Genomic DNA, 20,223 nt, shown 5'->3' on the forward strand with positions numbered 1-20,223 from the left:
CGAGCCCCATAGGAGGAGCACCCCTCATGGCCTATTCCGGCCCCTTTCAGCCCGGCGATCGCGTTCAACTTACCGACGCCAAGCGGCGGCACTTTACCATCGTGCTCACCGAGGGCGGGGTGTTTCACACGCACAAGGGGCAGATCTTCCACGATGACATCATCGGCCTGGACGAGGGCAGCGTGGTGCGCTCGGTGCAGGGCAGCGAGTTCCTGCTCTTCCGGCACCTCCTGGTGGATCACGTGCTATCCATGCCGCGCGGCGCGGCGGTGATCTATCCCAAGGATGCCGCCCAGATCCTGGTGGAGGGCGATATTTTTCCCGGGGCACGGGTGTTGGAGGCCGGGGCGGGTTCCGGGGCGTTATCCATGGCGCTGCTGCGGGCCGTGGGGGAGAAAGGGGAGGTATTTTCCTACGAGATCCGCAAGGATCACCTGGAATACGCCGAGAATAATGTGGACGAGTATTTTGGCCAGCGCCCGGCCAACTGGCACCCGCGCCTGGGGGACTTTGGGCAGGTGCGCGCGGCGGATCTTGGCGGGCCGGTGGATCGGATCATCCTGGACATGGTGGAGCCGTGGCACTTCCTGGATACCGCCCGCGATCTTCTCATTCCCGGCGGCGTGCTGATGACGTACGTGGCCACCGTGCCGCAGCTGATGAACACGATGGAAACGATCCGGGGGCTCAAGTGCTTTGCCGAGCCGCGCGCCTGGGAGTCCCTGGTGCGCGACTGGCGGGTGGAGGGCCTGGCCACCCGCCCCGAGCACCGCATGAACGCGCACACGGCGTTCCTGGTGAGCGCGCGTCGTTTAGCGGACGGGGTGACGCCCCCGCGGCCGCAACGCAAGGCGCGTCGATAGGCGGTTTTTGCTTAGGCTAGGCTAGACACATGAGCAGCCCACGCCCCGACGCCCGGATGATTGATTTTGCCGACGAGGTCAAGGAGCTCAAACGCAACAACAGGTACCTGGGGGAGCGCAACGCCAAGCTGGCGGAGATGCTGAAGTCCTCCCGGGATAAACTGTCCAATCTCTACCAGCAGATCGAGGACATGGCGGCCCCGCCGTCCACGTACGGGACGTTCCTGGAGCGCTCCGACGACGGCTCCTCGGCCGAGATCATGAGCCAGGGGCGGCGGCTGCGCGTGCCCATGTCCCCGATGGTGTGCCTGGCCGATCTCATCCCGGGGGTGGAGGTGCGCCTGGGGCAGGGCCACCAGCTGCTAGAGGGCACAGGCTTTCGCAGCACCGGGGAGCTGGCCACCATCACGCAGCTGCTGGGCCGCCACCGGGCGGTGGTGGAGGACTCCACGGGGGATCAGCAGGTGATCCGCCTGGCGGGGCCGCTGCTGGAGCACCCGCCTAAGGTGGGCGATACGCTGATCTACGATCCCAAGTCCGCCTATGGCTTCGAGGTGGTGCCCCGCTCCGAGGTGGCCCAGCTCTCCCTAGAGGAGGTGCCCAACGTCACCTACGAGGACATCGGGGGGCTCGATGCCCAGATCGAGCAGATTCACGACGCCGTGGAGCTGCCCTTTAGCCATCCGGAGCTCTACGCCGCCTATGACCTGCGCCCGCCCAAGGGCGTGTTGCTCTACGGGCCGCCCGGCTGCGGTAAAACGCTCATCGCCAAGGCGGTGGCCCATTCCCTGTCCCGGCGCGGTGGTTCCTCCGCGTACTTTTTCAACGTCAAGGGCCCGGAGTTGCTCAACAAGTACGTGGGCGAGACGGAGCGCCAGATCCGCACGATCTTCGAGCGCGCCCGGGAGTTAGCCTCCGGGGGCCGGCCGGTCATCATCTTCTTCGACGAGATGGAATCGCTCTTCCGCACCCGGGGTTCCGGGCGGAGCTCGGACGTGGAGACCACCATCGTCCCCCAGCTGCTCACGGAGTTAGACGGGGTGGAGAGCCTGCACAACGTGATCGTCATCGGCGCTACCAACCGGGAGGAGTTGATCGATCCGGCGATTCTCCGCCCCGGCCGCCTGGATGTGAAGATCCGCATCGAGCGCCCCGGCCCGGCCGCCGCCCGCGATATTTTCCGCCGCTACGTGGGCGGGGATATTCCCGTGGCCCAGCCCCCGGAGGAACTCATCGAGGCCGCCGTGGCGGAGATATTTGCCCCGCGCCCCTACGTGGAGCTGACCCTGAGCGACGGTTCCACGGCGGTGCTGCACTACGGGGATTTTGCCTCCGGGGCGATGATCTCCAACGTGGTTGATCGCGCCAAGAAGATCGCCATCAAGGAGCACCTGGCCGGGGCCTCCCAGGCGGGGATCACCGCCGAGCACATGCGCGCGGCGGTGGCCGCGGAGCAACGCGAGAGCGAGGATCTGCCCAATACCTCCAACCCGGAGGAGTGGTCGCGCATCGTCGGGCGCAAGGACGCGCGCGTCATCGAGGCCCGCGCGCTCCGATATGGTGAGAGCCATGGCACGATTCCTGGGAACTGAAACGGAGTACGGGATCGCCACGCCCAGCGAGCCCGGCCTGAGCCCCATCATCACCTCCACGCACGCGGTGGTGGCCTACGCGGCGGTGCACACCGGGGCCCGCTCGCGGTGGGATTATCACGATGAATCCCCGCTGCGCGATACCCGGGGCTTTGACCTGCGCCGCTACCACACGGTTCCCGTGGTGGATCCGGACGCGGTGGGCGTGGCCAACGTCATGCTGCACAACGGCGCACGGCTCTACGTCGATCACGCCCACCCGGAATACTCCTCCCCGGAGTGCGTCGATGCCTGGCAGGCGATGCTTTACGATGCCGCCGGGGACACCATCGTGCACCAGGCGGCGCTCGACGTGCAGCGCCTCAGCGATCAAGGCACCTCAGTGCTTCAGGGGCACGATCCGTGCCCACCGCTGAAGATCTACAAGAACAACGTGGACGGCAAGGGGGCCTCCTACGGCGCGCACGAGAACTATCACTACTCCCGCGCCACGGACTTTGAGGATCTCAGCCAGGCGCTCATTCCCTTCTTTGTCACCCGCCAGGTGCTCGTGGGGGCGGGCCGCATGGGGGTGGGCGAGGAGGGCCAGGAGCATCGTTTTCAGATCTCCCAGCGCGCCGATTACTTCCGCCAGGAGGTATCCCTGGAGACCACGCTCAACCGCGGAATCATCAACACCCGCGACGAACCCCACGCCGATGCCGAGCGCTACGGCCGCCTGCACGTGATCGTGGGCGACGCGAACCGCTCGCACACCTCCACCCTGCTCAAGCTGGGCATGACCTCCCTGGTGATGGACGCCATCGAGGCGGGAGTGGACTTTAGCGATCTGCGCCTGTGCGATCCGGTGGGGGACCTTAGCCGCGTCTCCCGGGATCTCACCCTCAGCACCCGCCTGGCGCTCCGGGACGGCCGGGAACTCACCGCCCTAGAGATCCTGGGGGAGTATCGGGCGCGCGTGCGGCCCGACACCCCGACGGACGCGCGCGTGGTGGCGGCCTGGGACGAGGCCGCCGCCCTGGTGTCTCACGATCCGCTGAGCGCCGCGCACCTGCTGGATTGGGTGGCCAAGTACGCGCTGATCCGCTCCTACCAGCATCGCGGGGCGGCGGACGACGATCACCGGCTGCGCCTGATCGACCTGCAATACAGCGACGTCGATCCCCGACGCAGCCTGTATAGCGCCCTGGTTCGCAAAGGGCGTATGCGCACCCTGCTCACCCCGGAGGAGATCGGGCGCGCCGCCGCCACCCCGCCGGCGGAATCCCGGGCCTGGCTGCGCGGCCACATGCTGGCCAGGTTCCCGGAGGAGATCGCCGCCGCCAGCTGGCAGTCCCTGGCCCTTGCCTCGATGCGCCTTTCCATGCCGGAAGTCCATGCCCTCACCGAGGCGGAGGTGGGCGATCTCCTTGCCGAGGCCACCAGCGCCACCGAGGTCTTTTCCGCCCTAGAACAGCGCGGCTATCCCATCTACCATTACCCCCAGTAAAGGAGAGTTTTTCGTGTCCGAGCACATTCATCGTCAGCGCCACACCGGCGACCAGGGCGAGCCCAGCGACGCCCCCCTGGACGCCGCCCAGGTTCAGATCAATACCCAGGGCACCGACGATCTCCTCGACGAGATTGATGATCTCCTGGAGGATAACGCCGAGGAGTTCGTCAACTCCTATGTGCAGAAGGGCGGGCAATAACCCCCATGTTCCGCAGGATCTTTGGCATCGAAACGGAGTACGGCCTCAGCACCGGCCACCGGGGGCTGAGCCCCGAGGATGTGGCCCGCGAGCTTTTCCGCCCCGTGGTGGAGGAGTATTCCAGTTCCAACGTGTTCCTGCGCAACGCCTCACGCCTCTACCTCGACGTGGGCGCACACCCGGAGATCGCCACGGCGGAATGCGATAGCCTCCCGCAGCTCATCGCCCAGGAGCGCGCCGGGGACGCGGTGGTCGATGGCCTCGCCCGCCGCGTGGAAAAAACCCTGGACACCCCGATCTACCTCTTTAAGAACAATCTGGATTCCGTGGGCAACTCCTATGGCTGCCACGAGAATTACCTCATTAGCCGGGGCACCGTGCTCAAGACCCTGGGTCGCCAATTGCTCGCCTTCATGGTCACCCGCCAGATCATCTGCGGAGCGGGGAATATCGACGGTGGCTTTCGCTTTTCTCAGCGTGCCGAGCAGGTGTGGGAGGGGGTGTCCTCGGCCACCACGCGCTCGCGCCCCATCATCAACACCCGCGATGAACCCCACGCGGATTCCACGCGGTATCGCCGCCTGCACGTGATCGTGGGTGATTCCTCGATGGCAGAGCCCACCCTGGCCCTCAAGGTGGGTTCCACCCTCCTGGTCTTAGAGATGCTGGAGGAGGGGTACCCGCTGCCCGGGTGGGAACTGGCCGATCCTATCGCCGCCATTCGCGCCGTGAATAAGGATTCACACGCGCCGCTTTCCCTCACCGACGGCTCCACGCTCACCGCCCTGGAACTGCAATCGGCGCTGTGCGAGGCCGCCGAGGAATGGCTGGGCCAACGCCCCGAGGATAAAAACCTGAGCGCGGTGGTGGATCTGTGGCGGCGCACGATCACGGCCCTAGAAACGCGGGATTACTCCGGGATCGAGCGGGAGATCGACTGGGCCATTAAGCATTCCCTCTTGGAGCGCTACCGCCAGCGCCTGGATTGCGGCTGGGATCACCCGCGCCTGGCCCAGATCAACCTGGCCTATCACGATATTCGTCCCGGCCGGGGCCTGGCCCGCGTGCTAGAGGCCAAGGGGCTGATCCGGCGGTGGAGCACCGAGGAGGACGTGCTTCAGGCGGCCAACACCCCGCCGCAGACCACCCGGGCCCGGCTGCGCGGGGAGTTCTTGTCCCGGGCCCGGGAGCTTGGTGCCCCGGTGACGGCGGACTGGCTGCGGCTGAAGGTCAACCGGCCCGAGCCGCAGTTCATCGAGCTCGGTGATCCCTTTGCCGCCATCGATCCCCGGATGGATGATCTCATCGCTTATATGGAGGAACATCATGGGCGCTAAAAGCGCTGAAGGCGCTGGAAGCACCGAGGTGGAACGCCTGGTGAACCTCACCTTTGCCTTGCTGGATGCCTCCCGCAGCGGGAGGCCCTACCTCACGAGCGCCTGGCTGCGCCAGCATGTGGCCGGATACGGCGGGGTTGGCGAGGATACCGCACGCAAGCGCCTTCAGCGTGACCTGCGCACTCTGGCCCAGGCGGGGGTTCCCTTAGAGCGCGGGACGCACGAGGGGGTTCCCGGCTATCGTCTGCGCGAGGAGGACTACGAGCTAGAGTCGGTGGAGTTCACCCCGCGCGAGGCCGCCGTTTTGGGCCTGGCCGGGCAGATGGGGCGCGGGGGACAGTTGGGGGCCTTTGCCCGCTCCGGGTGGACGAAGATCGCTGCCAGCGGCGCCCAGCGCGACCTGGGTGCGCAGGCCCCGGGGATCGCCGGGGGCGGGGATTGGGATAAACTCTCCGCCCGCGCCTTGACCACCATCGTGGCCGCGATTACTCGGGGGCGCCGCCTGGAGTTTCGGTATCGGGGTGCCGCCACGCGGGTGATGGATCCCTGGGGGATTGTCAATCATCGCGATCGCCTCTACCTGGTGGGCTTTGACGTGGAGCGCGCTCAGCCGCGCTCCTTCCGCCTCCTGCGCACCACCGATTTTCACGAGGTAGGTTCCCGCGAGCACGGGCCGGGCGATCATAATCTTCAGGACATCGTGATCGAGGCCTTAGAAAACCGGGGGCAGCGGGTAGACGCGCGGGTGCGCCTGCGCCCGGGGCGCGGGCTGGCCCTGCGCGAGGCGGGGACCGTGAACGGGGAGATCGTGACGCTGTCCGGGGTGGATCGGGATTGGCTGGTGCGCACCGTGGCCGCCTATGGCCCGGATGCGATCCTCTTGGACGATGGGGAACTGCGCAGGGAGATCCTCGCCCTGTTGGGGGAGGCGGCATGAATAATCTCAACCGGGTGGAGGAACTGGCCCGCGTGCTGAACCTCATTCCGTACTTTGAGGCCCACCCTGGCCGCTCCGTGTTCGAGGCGGCGCGCGATCTGGGGCGCACGCCCCAGGAGATCATGGCGGATCTCAATCGCCTGTTCTGCTGCGGGCTGCCGGGGCTAATGCCGGACAACCTGGTGGATATGGTGCACAGTTATACCTCCGTGCGCATCACCAATAATCAGGGTCTGGATCGTGCGCTGCGGCTCAGCGCCGCCGAGGCTTCCGTGCTGCTGATGATGCTGGAGTCCCTGGAGAATCAGCCTGGCTTGGTTCACGCCCCCTCGGTGCGCTCGGCCGCATCCAAGTTGAGGACGATCACGGGGGCCAGCGCCATCTTCGATTCCACTCCCCAGCAGGAGGATTCCACGGTGGGGAAGCGCATTAGCCAGGCCATCGCGGAGAAGAAGCAACTGCGTTTTCGGTATTCCTCCGCCAGCAGCGATACCGAGCGGGAACGCGAGGTCACTCCGCTGCGGGTGGTAATGGATTCCGGCCACCAGTACCTCAGCGCCTGGGAGGAGGGGCATCGTACCTTCCGCCTGGATCGCATGGCAGCCCCGGAGGTCGTCGATAAGCCCGCCGAGGCCCCGTCCGGGGTGGATTTTTCCTTTGCCCTGGAGCACCAGGCACACCTAAAGGTGCGCCGCGAGGCCGCGTGGTTGGCCGAGTATTACCCCATGACCTTGGCAGAGGATCCCGAGGGGGAGTGGGTTGCGGCTACCATGCCCTATGGTACGCAGGAGTGGTTGGTCCGCTTTGCGCTCAGCAATGCGGATAAGGTGAAAGTTCTCAGCCCACCCCAGGTAAGTTCACAGGTGTCTCTCCGGGCATCGCAGGCGTTGGCCGCCTATGATGGCTCGCAGACCACCACGTTCGATTAGAAAGGCCCCTCATGCCTAATCTAGGTGTCCCCGAACTTCTCATCATCGCGGTTCTTCTCGTGCTGCTCTTCGGCGCGCGTCGGCTTCCCGATGCCGCCCGCTCCCTGGGCCGCTCCATGCGCATCTTCAAGTCCGAGGTCAAGGAGATGCACAAGGACGATGAGACCCCCCAGGCCATCACGCAAAACAATTCCCAGACCGCCCAGGCTCAGCCCAACCTGACCCAGAACACCTCTGATTACCGCGATACCCTCTAGACCGTGAGTAAGAAGAACCCCGATGGCACCATGTCCATCGTCGAGCACATTCAGGAACTGCGGCGTCGCCTCATCGTCTCGCTGTTAGCCTTGGGCGTGGGTACCATCGCGGGTTTTATCTGGTATCAGCATTCCTTCCTCGGGGTGCCCTCCTTGGGGCAGATCCTGCTCGGCCCCTACTGCTCGGTGGATCCCAGCAAGCGCGTGGATCTCGGTTCCTCGGGGGAGTGCCGCCTGCTCGCCACCGCCCCCTTCGAGATGTTCATGCTGCGCCTCAAGGTGGGCGCCCTGGTGGGTTCGGTTTTGGCCTCCCCGGTGTGGCTGGCCCAGATCTGGGGGTTTATCACCCCCGGCCTGCTAAAGAACGAGCGGCGCTGGACCGCCTCCTTCGTCTCCATCGCGGTGATTCTCTTTGTCTCCGGCGCGGTGCTGGCGTACTTCGTGCTGGATTATGGCCTGGAGTTCCTGCTCACCATCGGCGATGAGGCTCAGGAAGTGGCGCTGACCGGCCAGTTGTACTTCAATTTCATGCTCAACCTCCTGCTGATCTTCGGGGTGAGCTTTGAGGTGCCGCTGATTATCGCCGTGCTCAACATCGCGGGCGTGCTCGCCTACGATCAGGTCAAGGATAAGCGCCGCTACATCATCGTGGGCCTGGCCATCTTCGCGGCCTTTATGACCCCCGGCCAGGATCCCATCTCCATGGTGATCCTCACCGCCGCCCTGACCGCGCTGGTGGAGATGTCGCTGCAATTTTGCCGCTGGCACGATAAGCGCCGCAAGCAGGAGCGCCCGGACTGGCTCGACGCTGGCGACGAGGACTCCACCGCGATCGCCGCCCCCGCCCCGATCTCCACCGCCTCCTCCATCCGCACCACAGACTACGCAGACTACGACGACATTCTCTAAATGACTCACCTCGCAGACTTCGCCGCTCGCCTCGATTTCCCCCTCGACGATTTTCAGCGCAAGGCCTGCGCGGCGGTGGAATCCGGCCAGGGCGTGCTGGTGTGCGCCCCCACGGGATCGGGCAAGACCGTCGTGGGGGAGTTCGCGGTGTCCCTGGCGCTCTCCCAGCACACCACCTGCTTCTACACCACCCCCATCAAGGCGCTGAGCAACCAGAAGTATCACGACCTCGTCCGGCGCTACGGCGCCGAGCGCGTGGGCTTGCTCACCGGGGATCAGAGCATTAACCGCGACGCCCCCATCGTGGTGATGACCACCGAGGTGCTGCGCAACATGATCTACGCGGATTCCTCCGCCCTGCGCCTGCTCAGCCACGTGGTGATGGACGAGATTCATTTCCTTGCCGATGCCTCCCGGGGCGCGGTGTGGGAGGAGGTGATCCTCGGCCTGGACGAGTCCGTGCGCATCATCGGGCTCTCGGCTACCGTCTCCAACGCGGAGGAGTTCGGCCACTGGCTGGCCACCGTGCGCGGCGATACCCGCGTGATCGTCTCCGAGCATCGCCCCGTGCCGCTGCACCAGTGGATGATGGTGGGCACCAAGGCTCATTCCCTCTTCGACGCACAAGACACCCCGGATTCCCCGCGCGTCTCGCCCGCCCTGCTGAGTCACATCGAACGCTTCCAGGATTCTCGATACCGCCCGCCCCCGCGCCCCGAGGTCATCGCGGCGCTGCGCCACCGGGACATGCTCCCCGCCATCACCTTCATCTTCTCCCGCGCCGGCTGCGATGCCGCCCTGTTTCAATGCCTGCGCTCCAAACTCACCCTCACCACCGAGGAGGAGGCGCGGCGCATACAGGAAACTATCGACACCGCCGTGGCCGACATTCCCCCCGAGGATCTGGAGGTATTGCGGTTTCGGCAGTGGCGCGCCGCCCTTAAACGGGGCTTTGCCGCCCACCATGCGGGTATGCTCCCGGCGTTTCGGCACATAGTGGAGGATCTATTTACCCGGGGGCTCGTCCGCGCCGTCTTTGCCACCGAGACCCTCGCCCTGGGCATCAATATGCCCGCCCGCACGGTGGTGTTAGAGCGCCTGGTCAAGTTCAACGGGGAGGCGCACGTGGACCTCACCCCGGCCCAATACACCCAGCTCACCGGTCGCGCCGGGCGGCGCGGCATTGACATCGTGGGCCATGCCGTCGTCCAGTGGAGCCCCGATCTCGACCCCCGCGCCGTCGCCGGCCTCGCGGCCACGCGCACCTACCCCCTGGTATCCACCTTCCAGCCGGGCTACAACATGTCCGTGAACCTCCTGGGCCGCGATGGCTACGAGCATGCCATCGAGCTGTTGGAGATGTCCTTTGCCCAGTTCCAGGCGGACGCCTCCGTGGTGGACGAGGCCCGCACCTTAGAGCGCACCCGCTCCCGGCTGCGCGCCGAGGAGGAGGAACTCGCCCAGGCATGGGGTGCACTGGCCCCGCCGGGCACCCCCGAGGATCTGATCGACTACGTATCCCTGCGTCAACGCCTCTCCGCCGAGGAAAAGCGCCACCGCGCCCAGGCCATGCAGCAACGGGATAGGGAAATCACCCGGCTGCTCGCCACCGTGAATAGGGGCGAGGTGCTGGCGCTTCCCGGGAAAAAACGCCCCCTCATCGCCGTGGTGGTCGAGCCCGCCCGCAGCGCGCGCGACCCCCGCCCCCTCGTGGTTTCCCAGAACGGGTGGACGGGTCGGGTGGAGGCCCGCACCCTGGGCAACGCCCCCGTGCGGCTGGGGCACATGCGCATTCCCGGCCACCACCGCAAGAACACCCGGGCCATCGTGCGCAACCTGCACCGCTTCACCGGGCCCGCCAGGCTCAAAACCAAGGCGCGGCTGCGGCCCTCCAAGGAGGTCGCCCGCCTGCGCGATGAGGTGCGCGCCCACCCCGTTCACCAATGGCCCCCGGGTGACCGGGAGCATCTGGCCCGCCACGCCGAGAAGATCCTGCGCCACCGGGAGCAGGAGCGCCGCCAGGAGGCCGCCGCCACCAGCAGCGATACCCTGGCTCACACGTTCCGCCGCATCCTGGATCTGCTCACGGAGATGGATTATGTGGCCCCCGGCTACGCGCTCACCGAGGAGGGGGAGCGCCTGGCGCGCATTCATTCCTCCGCCGATCTTCTCATCGCCCAGTGCCTGCGCCGGGGCATCTGGGACGATCTGGATCCGGCCGAACTCGCCGGGGTGGCCTCCCTGTGCGTCTTTGAAAACCGTAAAAGCACCCAAGGCGAGGTGGCGGCGGCCACCGAGCCGATGGCCGCCGCGATGAGCGCCACGGAGCGGGTGTGGGCGGAACTCGTCCATGACGAGCAGCGCCACCGCCTGCCGCTCACCCCCGCCCCCGAGGGGGCCTTCGCCCTGGCCATGCATCAATGGACGGCCGGGGCCCCGCTGGGGTACTGCCTGGCCGCCGCGGCCCAGTGCGGGGCGGAACTCACCGCCGGGGACTTCGTGCGCTGGTGCCGCCAGGTGGTCGATCTCCTCGAACAGGTGTCGCTGACCGCCTACAGCGATCTCACCAGGGCGCAGGCGCGCCGGGCCGCCCAGGCCATCCGACGCGGCGTGGTGGCGGTGGGCATGTGACGCACTACCATGATCGTCATGGAAACTACCACGATTCAGCGCTTTGATTCCTCCGTGTACGCCGCCCGGCTGCGCCGCGCCGCCGAGATCTGCCGGGAGCAGAACCTCGCCGGGGCCGTCATCGGCACCGGCGCGGAAATGGCTTACTTCGTGGGGGCCTGGGCCAGCACCCACGAGCGGTTCAGCGCACTGGTGATCCCCGCCCAGGGTGCGCCCGCGCTCATCGCCCCCAAGGCGGACATCGCGGACTTTCACCCCGAGGCGCTGACGGAACTGGGTGTTACCGCGCGAGGCTGGGCCGACGGCGAAGATCCCTACGCCCTGGTTTCCCTCCCCGGAGGGGGAACCATCGGGCTGGGCGAATCGCTCACCTCCGCCCACATACTTGCCCTGCAAGCGCGTTTTCCCGGTTCGCCCATGGTTCTGGCCGCCACGGCGCTGCGCAGCCTCGTCATGAGCAAGGATGCCGCAGAGATCGCGCAACTGCGCGACGCCGCCCAGGCTATCGACGCCGTCCATGCCCGCGTCCCCGGCCTGCTCCGGGCGGGCCGCACCGAGGCAGAGGTGGCCGCCGACCTGCGCGAGTTGATCCTCCGGGAGCATGACTCCGTGGACTTCATCATCGTGGGCTCCGGGCCCCACGGCGCAAACCCGCATCATTCCTTCTCCGACCGGGTGCTGCGCGCCGGGGAGATGGTGGTGGTGGACATCGGAGGCACCTATGGGGTGGGGTACCACTCCGATTGCACCCGCACCTACATCGTGGACGGCCCAGGGGAGGAGCCGGAGATGTACCGGGTGCTGCGCGAGGCCCAGGAGGCCGCCTGCCGGGCCGTGCGCCCCGGAGTAACAGCCGCGCAGGTGGACGAGGCCGCCCGCGCGATCATCGAGGCGGCGGGCTACGGCGCGGAGTTCTTCCACCGCACCGGCCACGGCATCGGACTATCCACCCACGAGGAGCCCTTCATCATGGCGGGCAATGACCTGGTCATTGAGGAGGGCATGGCCTTTTCCGTGGAGCCGGGGATCTACCTTGAGTGCGATTGCGGGGCGCGGATCGAGGACATCGTGGTGGTCACCGCCCAGGGCTGCGAGCGGCTCAATACCCAGCCGAGGGAGCTGCGATGAGCGGTGCGCTCTTGGTTTTGGGCGCCACCAGCGAGATCGGCGGTGAACTGGCTGCGCGGTTGTGCGCGGGCCGTCGCGTGGTTCTCGCCGCCCACCGCCCGGTGGCGGCCCAGCAGCTGCTAGACGCCGGGGCGCGCGGCGTGGACACGCTCTTTTTCGACGCCGCCGACCTCGCCGCCCAGCGTTCCGTGATCGAGGAGGCCGCCCGCCTGGCCGGTCCGCCCGAGATCGCCCTGGTGTGCTTTGGGATCCTGGGCGAACAAGACCTGGCGGAAAAAGACGAGCGGCACGCGGCGCGGATCGCCACAGTAGATTACACCGCTCAGGTGGTGGCGCTCACCGTTCTCACCGAGGTGATGGAGCGCGGCACCCTAGTGGCCTTTTCCTCCATCGCGGGTTGGCGGGCCCGGCGCGCCAATTACGTCTACGGCTCCACCAAGGCCGGGTTGGACGCCTTTTGCCAGGGGCTTAGCGATCGTCTCCACGGCGGCCCGCTGCGGCTGGTCACCGCCCGGCCGGGATTTGTGATCGGCCGCATGACCGAGGGAATGCGTCCGGCGCCGATGTCCGTGTATCCGCACCAGGTGGCCGAGGCGGTGGCGGCGGAGATAGCCCGGGGAGGCGGTAGCCGCACCCTGTGGATCCCCGGGCGGCTGCGCTTCCTGGCCTACCTCATGCGGCTGGTGCCCCACCCCTTGTGGCGTAGAATGCCCCGGTAAAAGGAGGTTGTGGAAGATATGCGTATGCGTGTGCTGGTCATTAGCGGCGCCGCGGGCTTTTCCGGCGTGGTGCAGGCCCTCAATGCGGCGGGCTGGGAGGTCACCACGGCGCTTCCCGCCAGCCCTGCGGAATTGGCCGCCCTGGTGGTGCGCAAGCGGATTGAGGCCGTGGTGGACGCCACGCATCCCTTTGATCCGGCGCACGCCGATATTGCCGAGGCCGCCCACGCCACCGGCGTGGCCCTGGTGGTGTATTCCCCCCGGCGCTGGGAGATTACCCCGGTGGTGGAGGCTTCCTCCGCCGCCGAGGCCGCCGCCTGGGCGCGCCTGCACTGGCATCACATTCTGGTGGACACGGAGGGGGTGGATGCCGCCCCCGCGCTGAAGGCGGATTCCGATAACCTCTACGTGCTACGCCAGGAGCAGCGTCCTCGGCGCGGCGAGGCCCCAGCGCGGCACCGGGTGCTGCCGCCCCGCGTCGGCGATCTGGCGCAGGAGAAAAAGCTCATGCGGGATCACCAGATTGATGGGATCATTCTCAGCGATACCGGCCGCCCCGACCTCGCCGCCACGGTGGCGGCCGCGGCGGCCCTGGGAATCCCGGTGGCGCTGATTACCCGCCCCGCCCTGGGCGCGGCGGTGGTGGCGGATACTCCGCAGGGCGTGGTCACGGCGATATAGGTAGATTGGTGGGGTGCCACTTTTTCTTGCTGTACCTTATATCCTCACCGAGGCCCTGACCTTTTGGGCCGTGGCCCACCTCATCGGCGTGGGCTGGGCTTTGTTGGCCCTGATCCTGGTGTTCTTCGGGGGGCTTTTCCTGGCCACCTATCAGATGCGTTCCATCGCCGTTTCCGCCGCGAGCGGGCGGCTGCGCCCGGGGGAGGCGATAGGAAACTATGGCCTGATCGCCACGGGTGCCGTGCTGGTAGCGCTGCCCGGCTTTGCCACGGCGCTTCTGGGCCTGCTGCTGATCCTTCCGCCCACGCGTTCCCTGATAAGGCGCAGCCTGGCCAAGAAGCTGCGTGCCCGGATCGAGGAGGCCGGAATGCGCAGCTTCGAGCGCGTCAATGCCTACCGCCAGCGCACCAGCTATGGTTCTTTCGCCGGGGGAGAGGTCATCGATGAGGAGGAAGTCCAGCGGGGGAGCCGCGACGTCAAGCCGGAGGACTTCCGCTAGATGTGGTGGCGGCTGGCGGCCGCGGCGGCCTCGGGCCTGCTGGTCTTTGCCTCCTATGAGCCGCTGGGGTGGTGGCCCGCGGGGGTCATCGGCCTGGGGCTTTTGTATTACGCCCTCCAGCACGCTCGGAGCCTGCGCGAGGGGGCGATCTTGGGCTTCGTGCAGGCGCTGTGCCTTTTCCTGCTGCTGCTCCCGTGGATCGGGGAGTTCGTGGGCGCACCGCCCTATATCGCGCTGAGCGTGGTGCTGGCGCTCTTTGGCATCCTCACCGGCCTGGGCGGCGTGGCGTTGCGGCGCGGGAGCCTGCTGCTTTTTCCCGCCTGGTGGGTGGCGGTGGAGTACGCACGCTCCTCCTGGCCCTTCGGTGGTTTCGCCTGGGTGCGTCTGGCCTGGGGGCAGGTCGATGGGCCGCTGGCGCACCTGGCTTTTCTCGGCGGGCCGGCGCTGGTGACCTTCGGCGCGGCGTTGACGGGGTGCGCGCTGTATCGACTGCGGGCGCAGCCCCGCCTGGCGGCCCTGTGTCTCCTCGTCCCGCTGGGGGTGGGCGTCGGGGTCGCCCAATGGCCCCGGCCGGTGGATACCGGCGAGGTGCGCGTGGCGGCGATCCAGGGCAACGTGCCCCGCATGGGTCTTGACTTTAATGCCCAGCGCCGCGCCGTGTTGGCCAATCACGTGCGGGAGACCGAGAAATTGGCCGAACCCGTAGACCTGGTGATCTGGCCGGAAAACGCCGCCGACGTCAACCCACTCACCGACGCCCGCGCCCGCGAACTCGTGGATCGGGCGGTGGCCGCCGCCCAGGCTCCCGTGCTGGTGGGCACCCTCACCGCCGACGAGGCGGGCCCGCACAACACCATGATGGTGTTCGATCCCGCAACCGGGCCGGGGGAATACCACCACAAGAAGTTCCTCCAGCCCTTCGGGGAGACCATGCCGCTGCGCTCCCTGCTGCGGCACGTGTCCCCCTATGTGGATCGCGCCGGGGATTTTCAGCCGGGCATCGGCACCGGGGTGGTACACGCCGGTGGGGTCGCCCTGGGGGTGGCCACCTGCTATGAGGTGATCTTTGATGAGGCGTATCGCTCCGCTGTGGCCCACGGCGCGCAGCTTTTAACCACGCCCACCAACAACGCCACCTTTGGGTTCACGGACATGTCCTACCAGCAACTAGCCATGAGTCGCCTGCGCGCCATCGAGACCGATCGTGCAGTGGTGGTGGCGGCCACCTCCGGGGTATCGGCCATCGTGGCCCCGGATGGGGAGGTGCGCTCCCGGACGGGTATCTTCGAGGCCGCCACGCTCGTCGATACCCTGCCCCTGCGCGATTCCGTGACTCCCGCCGTGCGATTCGGTTTCTGGGTCCAAGCCGGCATCGCTATCATGGGAACACTAGGCACGCTCAGTATGCTCGTTGCCTTGTGGCGCCGACGCTCATCCTCACCCCGTTCATAAGGAGTAACCCGTGGCTCGTCCCAGCGATGCAACGCTCGTCATCATTCCTACCTATAACGAGCTGGAGAACCTTCCGCTCATCGTCGGACGGGTTCGCGCCGCAGCCCCCGAGGTCGACGTGCTCATCGTGGACGATCACAGCCCCGACGGCACAGGGGAGAAGGCCGACGCGCTTTCCGCCGAGGATCCCCAGGTGCATGTGCTTCACCGCGCCGGGAAGGGCGGCCTGTGCGGGGCCTATGTGGCGGGCTTTCAGTGGGGCCTAGAGCGAGGCTATACCGTGCTGTGCGAGATGGACGCGGACGGTTCCCACGCCCCGGAGCAGCTGCGCCTGCTCTTGCAGGAGATCGACGCCGGGGCCGATCTGGTGATCGGCTCCCGGTACATCACCGGCGGCCGCGTGGTGAACTGGCCGATGAAGCGCTGGCTGCTCTCCAAGGCTGGCAACATGTACATCTCCGTGGCCCTGGGCGCTGGCCTCTCCGACATGACCGCCGGGTACCGGGCCTACCGCCGCGAGGTGATCGAGGCGATGAACCTTGAGGAGCTGGCTCAGGCGGGCTACATCTTCCAGGTGGATCTGGCGTGGCGGGCCGTGGAGGAGGGGCATGACGTGCGCGAGGTGCCCATCACCTTCACCGAGCGCGAGATCGGGGAGTCCAAGCTGGACGGCAGTTTTGTCAAAGACAGCCTGGTGCAGGTCACCAAGTGGGGCCTGGCTCACCGCGGCGAGCAGGTGCGCAACCTGTACGCGGAAACCAGCAAGATCATCGGCCACGAGGTAGCGCGCTTCCGCCGCAAGCACCGGATTTAGTCCCTCAAAACGGCCCGCGAGGTACTTGGCTCACACTATTATCAGGTCTATCCCACAACCTGTGGGGTAGACCTTCTAGATAGGTGGAGGGCTATGGCTAAGTATCTCGTCCGTAAAACGATCAGCTGGCTGGTCGTGATTTTTCTCGCCACGAACCTGGCGTATCTCCTGGCGGCCACGTTCCTCGATCCTCGTTCTAACTACGTGGGCAGGCGGCCTCCGCTTTCCTCCGAGCAGATCGCGGACATTCTCACCCCGCTCAATCTCAATCCCGATGCCTCGCTCGCGCATCGCTGGTGGATCTGGATCAAGGGTATTTTCCTGCGCTGGGACTGGGGAGCCTCCCCGGTGGGGGACGCCGTGAACGATCAGATCGGCCCCCGCATGTTGGTCTCCGCGCAACTCCTGTTGCTGGCCACGCTTTTGTCCGTGGTGATGGGCGTGGCAGTGGGGGTGTACACCGCCTCGCGCCAGTATCAGCGCGGCGATCGCCTGTGGCAGGGGACGTCCATCATCTTGATGAACACGCACGTGGTGGTGGCCTCCCTGGTGGTGGTCAGCGCCGGCCTGTGGGTCAACAAGGTCACCGGCCTGCGCATCTTCTATGTCACGGGGGCGTCCTCGCCGGATGTGGTGGGGTTCTTTCCCCGGCTGCTCAACGCGGGGCAGCACCTGCTGCTGCCCACCATCGCCCTGGTGGCCATCTCCTATGCCGGGTACCACATGATGCAGCGCAGCCTGTTGCTGGATAACATCTCCGCTGATTATGTGCGCACGGCTCGCGCCAAGGGGCTCACGCGGAATCAGGCGGTGCGCAGGCACGCGCTGCGTACCTCCATCATTCCCGTGGCCACCTCGGTGGCGTTTTCCATTCCCGGTATCTTCACGGGCGCGGTGATGACGGAGCAGATCTTTGCCTGGAATGGCATGGGCCAGTACTTTATTCAGACCATTAGCCGCAATGATGTCCACGGGGCCACGGCAGTGGCCGCCTTTAGCGCGCTCATGGTGGGCATCTCCGCCGTGCTTTCGGATTTCTTTGTGGTGATTCTCGATCCTCGGGTGCGGGTGAGTTAAATGGATAAGCTGCGTTTATATACTCGCCGTTACTTCCGCAACCGCATGGCGGTGTTGGGTTTGTTCATCTTCCTCGCGCTCGTCGCTTTGGCCGCGTTCGGTCCCTTCGCGGCGCAGTGGGCGTACGATGACCCCGATTTCCGCCATCTTTCCACCCCACCTGGTTCCCTGCATTGGTTTGGCACCGATGATGCGGGCCATGATCTCTTTGCCCAAACGGTGCATGGCCTTGGCCGTTCCCTGATTATCGCGGTGAGCGTCTCCACCGCCACCTCCGTGTTGTCCGCGCTCATTGGGGTGGGTGCCGCCCTCTACGGCGGCATGGCCGAGCGGGTCATCTTGATCCTGATTCACTTCCTGCTGGCCATTCCCACGTTCTTGCTCATCTCTTTGCTTGTTTCTGATTCCGGTGGTGATTGGAAGGTCCTCATCGTGGTGCTCATCGCCTTCGGTTGGATGTATCCGGCCCGGGTGATCTGGTCGCTGGCGTTGAGCATTAAGGAGAACGATTATGTGCGGGCGGCCAGGTACATGGGGGTCTCCCGCGCCCGCACCGTGGTGCGGCACATCATTCCCAATATCGGATCGCTCATCATCATTCAGTTCACCCTGGGGATCGTAGTCACCATCGGCTCTGAGACGGCGCTGTCCTTCCTCGGGCTGGGCGTGCAGCCGCCCGATGTTTCCTTGGGCACCCTGCTCTCGGTGGGGGCCGCCGGCATCGAGTCCGCGCCCTGGCAGTTCTATATTCCGGCGCTCACCCTCACCCTGCTCACCGTGTCCATGGCCTTCATCGCCGACGGCCTGCGCGATGCCCTCGATCCTCATTCTCAGTCTGGAGGCCGAGCATGAATCACCCCGTTCTTTCCGTGTCGGATCTTCGCGTTACCTTTCCCTCCGAATCCGGGCTCGTCCAGGCGGTGCGCGGCGTTTCCTTCGATCTCGCTGCCGGGCGCACGCTGGGGATCGTGGGGGAGTCCGGTTCCGGCAAGTCCGTGACCTCCATGTCCATCATGGGGCTATTGCCGGACTACGCCAGCGTCACGGGTTCCGTGCTTTTCCAGGGTGAGGAACTCCTGGGCAAGACGGATAAGGAGATGTCCACGATCCGCGGCCAAGGGATCGGCATGGTGTTCCAGTATCCTCTCTCCGCGCTCACCCCGGTGTTCGATGTGGGGGCACAGCTGGTGGAGGCCATCAGGATTCACCAGCGGGTCAGCGTCAAGCAGGCGCGTACCCAGGCCATAGAACTCCTCGACCTGGTGGGGATCCCCGAGCCGCACAAGCACATCAAGTTCTTTCCGCACCAGTTCTCCGGGGGTATGCGTCAGCGCGTGGTGATCGCCATGGCCATCGCCAATAATCCCACGGTGCTCATCGCGGATGAGCCCACCACCGCGCTCGACGTCACCATCCAGGCGCAGATCCTCGACGTCCTCAAGGTGGCCCAGCGGGAAACCGGGGCCGCCACCATCATGATTACCCATGACATGGGCGTGGTGGCGGACGAGGTACTGGTGATGTACGCGGGCGCCCCCGTCGAGCACGGAAGCGTCGAAAGCATTTTCCGCCGGCCCCGCATGCCCTATACGGTGGGGCTGCTTGGTTCCACCCCGCGTATCGACGTCGCTAGCCACGAGCCGCTCACCCCCATCCAGGGTTCCCCGCCCACGCTGATCGACCTTTCCTCGCAATGCCAGTTTGCGCCGCGCTGCCCCGTGGCGCTACCGGAGTGCACCCGCGCCGAGCCACCGCTGCTCCCGGTGGCGGATCACCACCGCGCGGCGTGCATCCGCTCGGCGGAGATCCGGGGAGGAACCATCGGAGGGAAGCCCATGTACCCCACCCCGGCGCAGGAAGAGGACATTTTGCGCGATATTCCCCGGGATCGGCGCGAAACGGTCCTGGAGGTAAACAACCTCACCAAGAGTTATCCCATCATCAAGGGGGCGGTGCTCAAACGCAGGTGGGCACCAAGCAGGCCATCAAGAATCTCTCCTTTGAGGTTAAGCAGGGAGAATGCTTTGCCATCGTGGGGGAATCCGGCTCGGGTAAAACCACCACGCTCACGGAGATCATGAACCTCATGCCCGCGCCGGAATCGACCATCAAGCTCCACGGCAGGGATGTTTCCGCGTTGAGCCCGCAGGAGCGCAAGGCCGCTCGGCGCGATATTCAGATCGTTTTCCAGGATCCACTGAGTTCCCTCAACCCACGCATGACGGTGCGGGAGATCATCGCGGAACCCCTTTCCGCGCTGGGGTACTCCGGAAACATTCCCGAGCGGGTGCGCGAGCTGATGGGGCTCGTGCAGCTGGGGGAGCATCAGCAGGACAGATTCCCCAGCCATTTCTCCGGAGGGCAGCGCCAGCGCATCGGGTTGGCCCGCGCCCTGGCCACCAATCCCTCGCTCATCGTGCTTGACGAGCCCGTCTCGGCACTGGACGTATCCGTCCAGGCCGGAATCATCAACCTGTTGGATAATCTCCGCCGCAAACTCGGCCTTTCCTATATCTTCGTCTCCCACGACCTATCCGTGGTGCGGCATATCTCCGATCGCGTGGCCGTCATGCGCGCCGGGGAGTTCGTGGAGGTGGGGGAGACCGATGAGATTTTTACCACGGCCCGCCACCCGTACACCCGCGCCCTCCTTTCGGCCATTCCTATTCCCGATCCCGGCGCGCAGCAGACCCGCAAGGAGGAATAA

The 20,223-nt window shown here is 66.1% G+C and carries 18 protein-coding genes and 1 pseudogene; all 19 read left to right on the top strand.

Annotated elements, in window-relative coordinates:
- The first annotated feature begins 26 nt into the window (after positions 1-26).
- The 19 genes and pseudogenes from Cocul_RS03570 (at position 27) to Cocul_RS03660 (ending at position 20,223) form a co-directional block, all read left to right on the top strand.
- Positions 27-863, top strand: a complete 837-nt coding sequence (locus Cocul_RS03570) for a tRNA (adenine-N1)-methyltransferase (protein WP_055121903.1) — start codon at positions 27-29, stop codon at positions 861-863.
- 29 nt (positions 864-892) lie between these two features.
- Positions 893-2,455, top strand: coding sequence for a proteasome ATPase (arc, locus tag Cocul_RS03575; RefSeq protein ID WP_055121904.1), 1,563 nt, complete (start codon positions 893-895; stop codon positions 2,453-2,455).
- Positions 2,433-3,944, top strand: coding sequence for a depupylase/deamidase Dop (dop, locus tag Cocul_RS03580; RefSeq protein WP_055121905.1), 1,512 nt, complete (start codon positions 2,433-2,435; stop codon positions 3,942-3,944). Before arc ends, dop begins: the two co-directional genes overlap by 23 nt.
- Before the next feature lie 25 nt (positions 3,945-3,969).
- The gene (locus tag Cocul_RS03585; protein WP_069723564.1) at positions 3,970-4,146 is read left to right on the top strand and encodes a ubiquitin-like protein Pup; all 177 of its coding nucleotides are present in this window, start codon (positions 3,970-3,972) and stop codon (positions 4,144-4,146) included.
- A 5-nt stretch (positions 4,147-4,151) separates the two neighbouring features.
- Entirely contained in the window at positions 4,152-5,483 is a 1,332-nt protein-coding gene (gene pafA / locus Cocul_RS03590; protein ID WP_055121907.1) for a Pup--protein ligase, read from the top strand.
- Entirely contained in the window at positions 5,473-6,420 is a 948-nt protein-coding gene (locus tag Cocul_RS03595) for a helix-turn-helix transcriptional regulator (protein ID WP_055121908.1), read from the top strand. The genes pafA and Cocul_RS03595 overlap by 11 nt, the downstream gene beginning before the upstream one ends.
- A complete protein-coding gene (locus Cocul_RS03600; RefSeq protein WP_055121909.1) occupies positions 6,417-7,349 on the top strand; it encodes a helix-turn-helix transcriptional regulator in 933 nt (310 codons plus the stop codon). The genes Cocul_RS03595 and Cocul_RS03600 overlap by 4 nt, the downstream gene beginning before the upstream one ends.
- An 11-nt stretch (positions 7,350-7,360) precedes the next feature.
- Positions 7,361-7,606, top strand: coding sequence for a Sec-independent protein translocase subunit TatA (gene tatA / locus Cocul_RS03605; protein WP_055121910.1), 246 nt, complete (start codon positions 7,361-7,363; stop codon positions 7,604-7,606).
- A 30-nt stretch (positions 7,607-7,636) separates the two neighbouring features.
- The gene (gene tatC, locus Cocul_RS03610; RefSeq protein ID WP_069723552.1) at positions 7,637-8,515 is read left to right on the top strand and encodes a twin-arginine translocase subunit TatC; all 879 of its coding nucleotides are present in this window, start codon (positions 7,637-7,639) and stop codon (positions 8,513-8,515) included.
- Positions 8,516-11,146 carry a DEAD/DEAH box helicase gene (locus tag Cocul_RS03615; RefSeq protein WP_055121912.1) on the top strand — a complete coding sequence of 877 codons (2,631 nt, stop codon included), beginning with the start codon at positions 8,516-8,518 and terminating at the stop codon, positions 11,144-11,146.
- 18 nt (positions 11,147-11,164) lie between these two features.
- Positions 11,165-12,274 (top strand): M24 family metallopeptidase, encoded by a 1,110-nt coding sequence (locus tag Cocul_RS03620; RefSeq protein WP_055122033.1) that lies wholly within the window; start codon positions 11,165-11,167, stop codon positions 12,272-12,274.
- Positions 12,271-12,993, top strand: coding sequence for an SDR family NAD(P)-dependent oxidoreductase (locus tag Cocul_RS03625; RefSeq protein ID WP_055121913.1), 723 nt, complete (start codon positions 12,271-12,273; stop codon positions 12,991-12,993). The genes Cocul_RS03620 and Cocul_RS03625 overlap by 4 nt, the downstream gene beginning before the upstream one ends.
- Positions 12,994-13,011: 18 nt before the next feature.
- On the top strand, positions 13,012-13,674 hold the full coding sequence (locus Cocul_RS03630; RefSeq protein ID WP_055121914.1) for a precorrin-6A/cobalt-precorrin-6A reductase: 663 nt from the start codon (positions 13,012-13,014) through the stop codon (positions 13,672-13,674).
- A gap of 13 nt (positions 13,675-13,687) precedes the next feature.
- Positions 13,688-14,173, top strand: coding sequence for an FxsA family protein (locus Cocul_RS03635; protein WP_055121915.1), 486 nt, complete (start codon positions 13,688-13,690; stop codon positions 14,171-14,173).
- A complete protein-coding gene (gene lnt, locus Cocul_RS03640) occupies positions 14,174-15,625 on the top strand; it encodes an apolipoprotein N-acyltransferase (protein WP_055121916.1) in 1,452 nt (483 codons plus the stop codon).
- 10 nt (positions 15,626-15,635) lie between these two features.
- Entirely contained in the window at positions 15,636-16,439 is an 804-nt protein-coding gene (locus Cocul_RS03645) for a polyprenol monophosphomannose synthase (RefSeq protein ID WP_055121917.1), read from the top strand.
- A 93-nt stretch (positions 16,440-16,532) separates the two neighbouring features.
- Positions 16,533-17,516: an ABC transporter permease gene (locus Cocul_RS03650; protein ID WP_055121918.1), complete on the top strand. Its 984-nt coding sequence runs from the start codon at positions 16,533-16,535 to the stop codon at positions 17,514-17,516.
- Positions 17,517-18,368 (top strand): ABC transporter permease, encoded by an 852-nt coding sequence (locus tag Cocul_RS03655; protein ID WP_055121919.1) that lies wholly within the window; start codon positions 17,517-17,519, stop codon positions 18,366-18,368.
- Positions 18,365-20,223: pseudogene (locus Cocul_RS03660) on the top strand (dipeptide ABC transporter ATP-binding protein). The gene Cocul_RS03655 and the pseudogene Cocul_RS03660 overlap by 4 nt, the downstream one beginning before the upstream one ends.

The organism is Corynebacterium oculi, from assembly GCF_001412105.1.
GTDB classification, from domain to species: domain Bacteria; phylum Actinomycetota; class Actinomycetes; order Mycobacteriales; family Mycobacteriaceae; genus Corynebacterium; species Corynebacterium oculi.

Bases quoted from the DNA above. Each gene is read 5' to 3' on its own strand.
- Cocul_RS03570 (WP_055121903.1), top strand. From the start codon at position 27: ATGGCCTATTCCGGCCCCTTTCAGCCCGGCGATCGCGTTCAACTTACC.
- arc (WP_055121904.1), top strand. From the start codon at position 893: ATGAGCAGCCCACGCCCCGACGCCCGGATGATTGATTTTGCCGACGAG.
- dop (WP_055121905.1), top strand. From the start codon at position 2,433: ATGGCACGATTCCTGGGAACTGAAACGGAGTACGGGATCGCCACGCCC.
- pafA (WP_055121907.1), top strand. From the start codon at position 4,152: ATGTTCCGCAGGATCTTTGGCATCGAAACGGAGTACGGCCTCAGCACC.
- Cocul_RS03595 (WP_055121908.1), top strand. From the start codon at position 5,473: ATGGGCGCTAAAAGCGCTGAAGGCGCTGGAAGCACCGAGGTGGAACGC.
- Cocul_RS03600 (WP_055121909.1), top strand. From the start codon at position 6,417: ATGAATAATCTCAACCGGGTGGAGGAACTGGCCCGCGTGCTGAACCTC.
- tatA (WP_055121910.1), top strand. From the start codon at position 7,361: ATGCCTAATCTAGGTGTCCCCGAACTTCTCATCATCGCGGTTCTTCTC.
- tatC (WP_069723552.1), top strand. From the start codon at position 7,637: ATGTCCATCGTCGAGCACATTCAGGAACTGCGGCGTCGCCTCATCGTC.
- Cocul_RS03615 (WP_055121912.1), top strand. From the start codon at position 8,516: ATGACTCACCTCGCAGACTTCGCCGCTCGCCTCGATTTCCCCCTCGAC.
- Cocul_RS03620 (WP_055122033.1), top strand. From the start codon at position 11,165: ATGGAAACTACCACGATTCAGCGCTTTGATTCCTCCGTGTACGCCGCC.
- Cocul_RS03625 (WP_055121913.1), top strand. From the start codon at position 12,271: ATGAGCGGTGCGCTCTTGGTTTTGGGCGCCACCAGCGAGATCGGCGGT.
- Cocul_RS03630 (WP_055121914.1), top strand. From the start codon at position 13,012: ATGCGTATGCGTGTGCTGGTCATTAGCGGCGCCGCGGGCTTTTCCGGC.
- lnt (WP_055121916.1), top strand. From the start codon at position 14,174: ATGTGGTGGCGGCTGGCGGCCGCGGCGGCCTCGGGCCTGCTGGTCTTT.
- Cocul_RS03650 (WP_055121918.1), top strand. From the start codon at position 16,533: ATGGCTAAGTATCTCGTCCGTAAAACGATCAGCTGGCTGGTCGTGATT.
- Cocul_RS03655 (WP_055121919.1), top strand. From the start codon at position 17,517: ATGGATAAGCTGCGTTTATATACTCGCCGTTACTTCCGCAACCGCATG.